General features: G+C 64.1%; 7 protein-coding genes and 1 pseudogene. 4 read left to right on the forward strand and 4 right to left on the reverse strand.

Features of this window, described 5'->3' with window-relative positions; genetic code table 11:
* A pseudogene (locus AC5DC2_RS16880) lies at window positions 1–235 on the forward strand (EamA/RhaT family transporter); the annotation flags it as partial.
* Window positions 236–240: 5 nt separating this feature from the next.
* On the opposite strand, the gene AC5DC2_RS16885 reads toward AC5DC2_RS16880, so the two are convergent.
* A complete protein-coding gene (locus AC5DC2_RS16885) occupies window positions 241–1506 on the reverse strand; it encodes an MFS transporter (RefSeq protein WP_491699313.1) in 1266 nt (421 codons plus the stop codon).
* 226 nt (window positions 1507–1732) lie between these two features.
* On the opposite strand from AC5DC2_RS16885, the gene AC5DC2_RS16890 reads away from it, so the two are divergent.
* Together AC5DC2_RS16890 and AC5DC2_RS16895 are read left to right on the forward strand one after the other, a co-directional pair.
* Window positions 1733–2614, forward strand: coding sequence for a hypothetical protein (locus AC5DC2_RS16890; protein WP_491699314.1), 882 nt, complete (start codon window positions 1733–1735; stop codon window positions 2612–2614).
* 226 nt (window positions 2615–2840) lie between these two features.
* Entirely contained in the window at window positions 2841–4079 is a 1239-nt protein-coding gene (locus AC5DC2_RS16895; RefSeq protein ID WP_491699315.1) for a PAS domain-containing protein, read from the forward strand.
* 107 nt (window positions 4080–4186) lie between these two features.
* Here the strand turns inward: AC5DC2_RS16895 and AC5DC2_RS16900 are convergent, their stop codons facing one another.
* The 3 genes from AC5DC2_RS16900 to AC5DC2_RS16910 all read right to left on the reverse strand — a co-directional run bounded on the left by AC5DC2_RS16900 (window position 4187) and on the right by AC5DC2_RS16910 (window position 6228).
* On the reverse strand, window positions 4187–4378 hold the full coding sequence (locus tag AC5DC2_RS16900; protein ID WP_152534494.1) for a hypothetical protein: 192 nt from the start codon (window positions 4376–4378) through the stop codon (window positions 4187–4189).
* A gap of 178 nt (window positions 4379–4556) precedes the next feature.
* Window positions 4557–5390 carry a uracil-DNA glycosylase gene (locus tag AC5DC2_RS16905; protein ID WP_491699316.1) on the reverse strand — a complete coding sequence of 278 codons (834 nt, stop codon included), beginning with the start codon at window positions 5388–5390 and terminating at the stop codon, window positions 4557–4559.
* A 49-nt stretch (window positions 5391–5439) separates the two neighbouring features.
* Window positions 5440–6228 carry an SDR family oxidoreductase gene (locus AC5DC2_RS16910; RefSeq protein ID WP_491699317.1) on the reverse strand — a complete coding sequence of 263 codons (789 nt, stop codon included), beginning with the start codon at window positions 6226–6228 and terminating at the stop codon, window positions 5440–5442.
* A gap of 279 nt (window positions 6229–6507) precedes the next feature.
* Between AC5DC2_RS16910 and AC5DC2_RS16915 the strand changes: the two genes are divergently transcribed.
* Window positions 6508–6776: FAD-dependent oxidoreductase (locus tag AC5DC2_RS16915; protein WP_491699318.1), on the forward strand; the 269-nt coding region annotated here is incomplete at its 3' end.

The following is a 6776-nucleotide window of genomic DNA, read 5'->3' on the forward strand; positions in this document are numbered from 1 at the left end:
GACCGAGAGCTATCGCTTCGCCGATGCCTCGACGATCGCGCCCTTCGACTACAGCTCGATCATTTTCGGCATCCTGATTTCGTTGTTCGTCTTCGGCGAAATACCGACGCTGAACACGATCGCCGGCTCTGTCTTCGTTGTCGGCGCCGGCATTTTCATCATCTTCCGCGAACACAGGCTGGGGCTGGAACGGCGGAAGATCCGCCGCGTTTCCTCCTCGCAAAATCCGAGCTGAGCGGATTACTGCTCGCTCTGGGCGGGGTCATATTCGGTTTCGTAATCCACCGCGATGCTGCCGGCCGGGTCCGTGCCGCGCATCGGAACGGCAATTGCGTGGAAGTCGGCGCGCTCGTCCGGGGCGACCGTCGGATTGCCCTTCATGACGCGCCATGCGGCGTAGGCTGCGTAGATGGCGAACCCGATCGAAAGATAGAGCATCAGCCCGCGCGGACCGGCAAGCTCCATCGCGCCGCCGCCGATCAGGGGGCCGGCAACCGTGCCGAGACCGTAGAGCACCATGAGCGAGCTCGAGATCGTCACATATTCGCTCGGATCGGCGCGGTCATTGGCGTGGGCGACATTGAGCGCGTAGATCGGATAGAGCATCGAGCCGACGATGAAGGCCGAACCGTAGAGCAGGCGCGGCGTCTCGGGCGACATGAAGAACATGGCGGTCGCGGCGACGACGCCGATCACGCCGCAGGCGATCATCACATAGCGTCGGTCTGTCCGGTCGGAGATGCGGCCGATCGGGATCTGCCCGAGCGCGCCGCCGGCAAGCACGAAGGCGAGAAGCGTGGCGCCCTGGCCGGTGGTGAAGCCGCTCTGGGTGGTGTAGACGCCGCCGAGGCTCGCCCAGGTGCCGGACAGGATGCCGGCGAGGATCGCCCCGACCGCGGCGACGGGCGAGCGCAGGTAGAGCTTCTTCAGCCCGAACTGCACCTGGGCGATCGGCGCGGGCGACTGCGCGGTGGAAAGCGCCGTCGGGAGAATGGCGACCGCGAAGACGATGCCGCAGACGATGAACAGCGTCGTGCTGAGCGGATCGCCGAGCGGCACGAGATACTGACCGCCGATCGATCCGGCAAGCGTCACCATCATGTAGATCGAAAAGACCGAGCCGCGGGTCTCGTTCGTCACGCGTTCGTTCAGCCAGCTTTCGATCACCAGATAGCAGCCGGCGACCGCAAAGCCGGAAATGGCGCGAAAGGCGATCCAGGCCCGCCAGTCGACAAGCAGCGCGCTTGCGAGGATCGAGGCCGTGAGCAGCGTGATCAGGGCGCCGAAGACGCGGACGTGGCCGACCCGCAGCACCAGTTTCGGGGTGACGATGCACGATACCGTAAAGCCAACCGTATACCCCGTCGCGATCACCGAAATCAGGAACGACGACCAGCCTTCCGCCACCGAGCGCACCGGAATGAGGTAGTTCATGAGCCCGTAGCCGACCATCATCAGCATGGTCGAAAGCATCAGGGAGGTGATGGAGACGAGACTGGCAAACATGGTTTTCGCTCGCTGCGGTGTTTTCTGGGTGTCTCTGTTTCCGCCGGAAGCACGGCCGGTGCGGCGCCTTGCGGCCCTATAGGGCGTTAGGAGCCGGCCCGCAACCGCCGCGGAAGCTTTTTTGCGTCTGTATTTTCGCGCGCCGATCAAGTAGGGTCGCGGCCGACATCACGGCTGGAAGCGGCGCAGTTTCCGGCACAACAGCGCCGACAACCATATAAGAACAATGCCGCTTTCTGCAGATACGATCGCGACGCACCCCGCCTTTCTCCCTTCACTTTCGCTTTACGGCGAGAGGCTCGCTGCCGTTTACCAGGAAAATCAGCGCCTGGGCGCCAATTTCGGCTCGCAGCGCCGCTGGCTGATATCCCAGGCAGCGCTCGCCCTTTACTGGGGCGGCGATGAAGGCCTGACAGTCAACGGCCTTATCGATGTGCTGAAGCCGTTCAAGGTCGCCAGTCCGAACACCATCCGCGACTATGTCGATGAATCGCTTGCCTATGGCTTCCTGCGTCCCGATCCCGCGCGCGCCAGCCTGAGACCGCGTTATTTCGAACCGACCCCGCCGGTCTACGCAGCCATCGGGCAGTGGATCGCGGCAAACCTGTCGATGCTCGATGCACTTGACGCAAAGGGACGTGTGGCGGCATTTGCGGCGCGGCCGGAAATGATCCCACTCATGCAGCCGCGTCTCGCCTTCGGCTGCCTCCGCGATGCCGCCTGGCGCGAACCGCCGCCGCGGGTCGCCCTTCTGCAGAAATCGATTTCGGGCGGCCTGGTGATGGACAACATCATCGTCATGGTCGGTCGCCAGCGGCCGCAAGAGGGACGCTATATGATCCCGGCCCTGAACGCCCGTGAAATGGCGAAGCGGATCCTTATTTCGCGCACCCACCTTCAGCGCATCCTGCGAAAGGTCGTCGATGTTGGCGCGATCGGCTGGAGCGGAAGGGCGTTTGAAAGCGCGATGTGGGTCGATGCCGCCTTCATAGGCGAATATTGCCGGTGGCAGGCCGTCAAATCGCATCACCTTGACGCGGCCTTTGCCTTCGCGATACGCGGCCAGGCCGACGGATCGCTCCCGTCCTTTTCAGACCATTTTTGGTAAAAAGCGACCAGAGCATGGAACAAGCTCAAAACTGACTGGTTTTACACTTTAAGATGCGATTTACCTCGCGGGTCTATCATGCTTGTCTTGGTGCCGGCATGCGGCGTGCCCGGCCAGCGTCGCGACGAAGTTTGGATTGGACCTGTCCCGGCGCTGAAACGCTCGACTGGACAAACGGATGCGAATGATGAATTCCGACTTGCCTCAGGCGGCTGACACCCGACTCGTGGTTGACACGCTCAACCGCGCGCCCGAATGCATTTTGCTGGTCGACCCCTATGGAACGATCGAGATCGCCAACGACGCCGCCCTCGCGCTGCTGCGGGCGGAGGAGCGCGATGTCTGCGGCACGGCGCTGTCTTCCTGGTTTACGCCGGCGGCCGGCAAGGAGGTCGACCGGGCGATGACGCGCGTGCTTTCCGATGAGCCGGGAAGCCGGCTTGAGGAGATTTTGGCGGAGTTCGCCGCCGGTCCGGAGGGGCGCTCCCAACTTTCCCTCGCACGCATGCGCCACCGTGATGCCGTGTGCGTCGTGATCGGTCGCCCGACCGCGCGGCGGGAGAGGCCAGACCGGCCTGTTGCCGCGCCGCGGGCGGGCGACGGAGCGCTTCATCGCGGGACGGAAAGCACGCCGCCGCAACGCACGGTTCGGCCGCAGGCGCAGCCCGCGCCGGCGCGCCCGAGCCATTTCGGGCAGACAGGCGGCCCCATGCCCTGGAGCACAGGACGCAGCCGTCCGGAGAAAGCGCCGACACGGCCGCCTCGCATCATCGCCAACGGGTTTCTTCGTGCCTCCGCGCCGGAGGAAAAGCCTGTCGATGACCTGAAGGAGGCCCGCTTCAGCAGGGCTTCGCCCGATGCGGCCGCGCCTTCGACCGGGGGGCAGACGCCGCAGGCCAGAAACGCTGACAGCGCTAACAGGCCCGCAGACCCTGCCGCTGCGCCGGTTTTTGCCTCTCCGCCCTTGCATCGCGATATCTATGCGGAGTTCGAATCCGCGCGCGACCGCAGGGAGCGCGAGCAGGACATACCTTTGATCTCTCCGGCAAAGTGTCTGCTGGAAGCGCTTCACCGCCATCGCGGCGAAGCGGTGGCGGAAAGCGTCATGCTGAGCACGTCGATCGATGATGGCGGGCTCGGCTATCCGCTTGACGAGGATCTGCTGACGAAGCTGTTCTCGCACCTCGTCGAGCGGCTGATTGCGGTCTCGCCGCCCTATTGCGACGCAAGGGTCTCGCTTGAACCGTCGGAAGGTGACGGGTTCCGCGCGGCGTTTTCGGATATCGGCAGGGGGCTCAGCGAAAGCGAGCTCGAGGCGGTGTTCAATCAGCCTGAACTGACGATGGGGATCTCGCATACCTGTCTTGTCGAGGCGCAGGAAGCAGCATCCAGACTCGGCCTCAAATTCTCGATCCGCACCGCCGTCGAGAGCGGCACAACGGTCGAGATCACTTTCATCGATTGACTGCCGGAAACGCAAGAAGCCGGAACGCAAGTCCCGGCCTCTGCATCAATTCAGCAATTTTCGTATCTGCCCTTGCCGCGGGCAGCAGCGGCTTTCCCGTCGCCCGATCAGGCGCCGAGGGCCCGCATTGCCGGACGGCGCATGCTGGCATCGTGATGGCCAAGCGCCTTGGCAAAGCCCTTGGCAATCGCGCGGTCGATGCCCCGCTGGCCGTGATAGCCGTTGGTCGAGCGTCCGAGTTCGAGAGAAAAGCGCGTGTTCTGCATAAGGGTTGCGTCCATGTCCTGTACGTATCTCATTGCCTTGGTTCCGTTGGTCCTCCCAAGACATGTCCCCTTATCCATGAAACGGCCGGCGCCGGCAATGGTCCCGGCCGTAGGGCAGCCATGCGCCAGATGCATGTCGGCGTTAACGTCCCGGAAACTGAGTAATTTTCGGGCAGAGCGAAGCGCGGCGCGCCGGCAGGGAGAAAACGGATCAGCCGAGGCGTGACCGGAAGAGGAGAAGGTCGTGCCAGGCGGGCTTCTTGTTGGCCGGAGCGGCGAGCAGCTCTGTCGGGGAAAAGGTGACAAGCGCCTCGACCGCATGGCTGTCGACATTGACGGGATGCCATTCGCCGCGCAGGTTGAACACCGTCTTGTCGGCATCGATCAGCATGCGGCTGCCGAAATTGCCGAGCACCAGGAGATGGCGCGGTTCGGCAAGGGCGATCTGGCGCTTCAGGAAAGGCCGGCAAATGTCCACCTCCGACTGGGTGGGGCTGCGGTCGCCGGGCGTGCGCCAGGGGAGGGCTGTGGTAACGGCGACGTCGTCGCGCGAAAGGCCGATCGCGGCGAGCATGCGCTCGAAAAGACTGCCCGCGCGGCCTGCAAGCGGTTCGCCGTTGCGGTCATCGTCACCGGTCGGAAAACCGCAGATCGCCAGGATGCCGCTTTCCGGCATGGCGTCGAGCGTGATGGTGGAGCGGGCGTTGTGCTTCAGATTGCAGCCGGCAAAACCGTCCAGAACCGTCTTGAGCTCGCCGAGCGAACGGGCACTTTCAGCCGCGAACTGCGCATCGGAGACGGCCTTGTCGTCTGGAATGGTCGTCGTGCCGATGGCAGGACGCGCGGCGGCGGGGCGCGCGGCGGACGCGGCGGGTTGCTCTTTCCGCTCTTCTCTCGACGGGCGCGTCTGCGGGGGCGCGGGCGTTTCGGCGCGCGCCGTCAGGTCGAGGGCTTCGTCCTCCACAAACACGTCCACCCCGGCATCGGCGTAAAAATGCAGAAGGGCGGCCGCCTCGCGTGCTGTCAGATCCATTGCGGACATCATGGGCAGGCTCCAGAAGGCGGCCGTCCGGCCGCCCGGCCATGTGTTGAACTCAGATCGCGTGCGTCGCGCCGCCATCGCAGCGGATCAGGCTTCCGGTCAGGTAGCTGGCCTGCCTTGAACACAGAAAGGCGGCGATGCTGGCGAATTCCTCGACCCGGCCCAGCCTTCCGGCCGGGATCGTCGACAGTGTCGCCTTGCGCACCTCGGCAAGGCTCCTGCCCGAGCGCTCGGCATTGGCGTGGTCGAGCTCGTCGATCCGGTCGGTATGGATGCGTCCCGGCAGAAGCATATTCGCGGTGATGCCCGAAGATGCGACCTCGCTGGAAAGCGTCTTGTTCCATCCCACCAGCGCCGAGCGCAGCGTGTTGGAGAGCGCGAGGTTCGGGATCGGCTCGACGACGCCGCTCGAGGCGACGGTGACGATCCGGCCCCAGCCCTTTTCCTTCATCTGCGGCACGAGCGCGTTGGTGAGCGTGATGATCGGGGCGACCATGGACCGGAAGAAGCCGTCGAGTTTTTCCGGGTTCATTTCGGCGACGGTTCCGGGCGTCGGGCCGCCGGAATTGTTCACGAGAATGTCGGCTCCGCCGAGCTTTGCCTTGATGGCGGACAGCAGGTCCTCGACGAAGCTTTCCGCGGCGATATCGGCCACGACGTAATCGGCCTTGCCGGGCGTCGTCTCGTTGATCACCTTGCAGTTGGTCGCCAGCCGGTCTTCGGTGCGCCCGCAGAGAAGAACATGCGCGCCTTCCCTTGCCAGCGCCTCGGCGATGCCGGCGCCCAGTCCGCGCGACGATGCGAGCACGACGGCCTTCTTGTCGGCAATACCAAAATCCATGAAAAACTCCCCTGGCCGCAACCGGCCGACGCTTTGAAAAAATGAACGGCGGAAATTGGCTTTCACCATAGACGCCCGCCATGTCGTCGATCAATCATTATCGGACGTATGCGCGGGCGTGCCGCATGCCCCGCCTGTGGAAACCTGCTCCGGCCCGCGCATCGCGTGCCCTTGCCTGGGCGCTTTCAATTTTTCTGCAACCTCTCTAGAAATAAAAGCTGGAGTTGCTAGACCACAGGCCTCGCCGATATCGGGGGATGCGGCAATGGAAGGGAAGACATGGCTGAAGAACTGCCGGAACGTGAAAGCATGGAATTCGATGTGGTGATCGTCGGGGCCGGTCCATCCGGTCTCGCCGCCGCCATTCGGCTGAAACAGCGCAACGAAGACTTGAGCGTCGTCGTGCTGGAGAAGGGGGCCGAGGTCGGCGCCCATATCCTGTCCGGCGCGGTCGTCGATCCGTCCGGCATAGACGCCCTTCTGCCCGGCTGGCGGGAGGAGGAGGGGCATCCCTTCCAGACCGAGGTCACGCGCGACCGCTTTCTTCT

Source organism: Martelella sp., assembly GCF_984369615.1.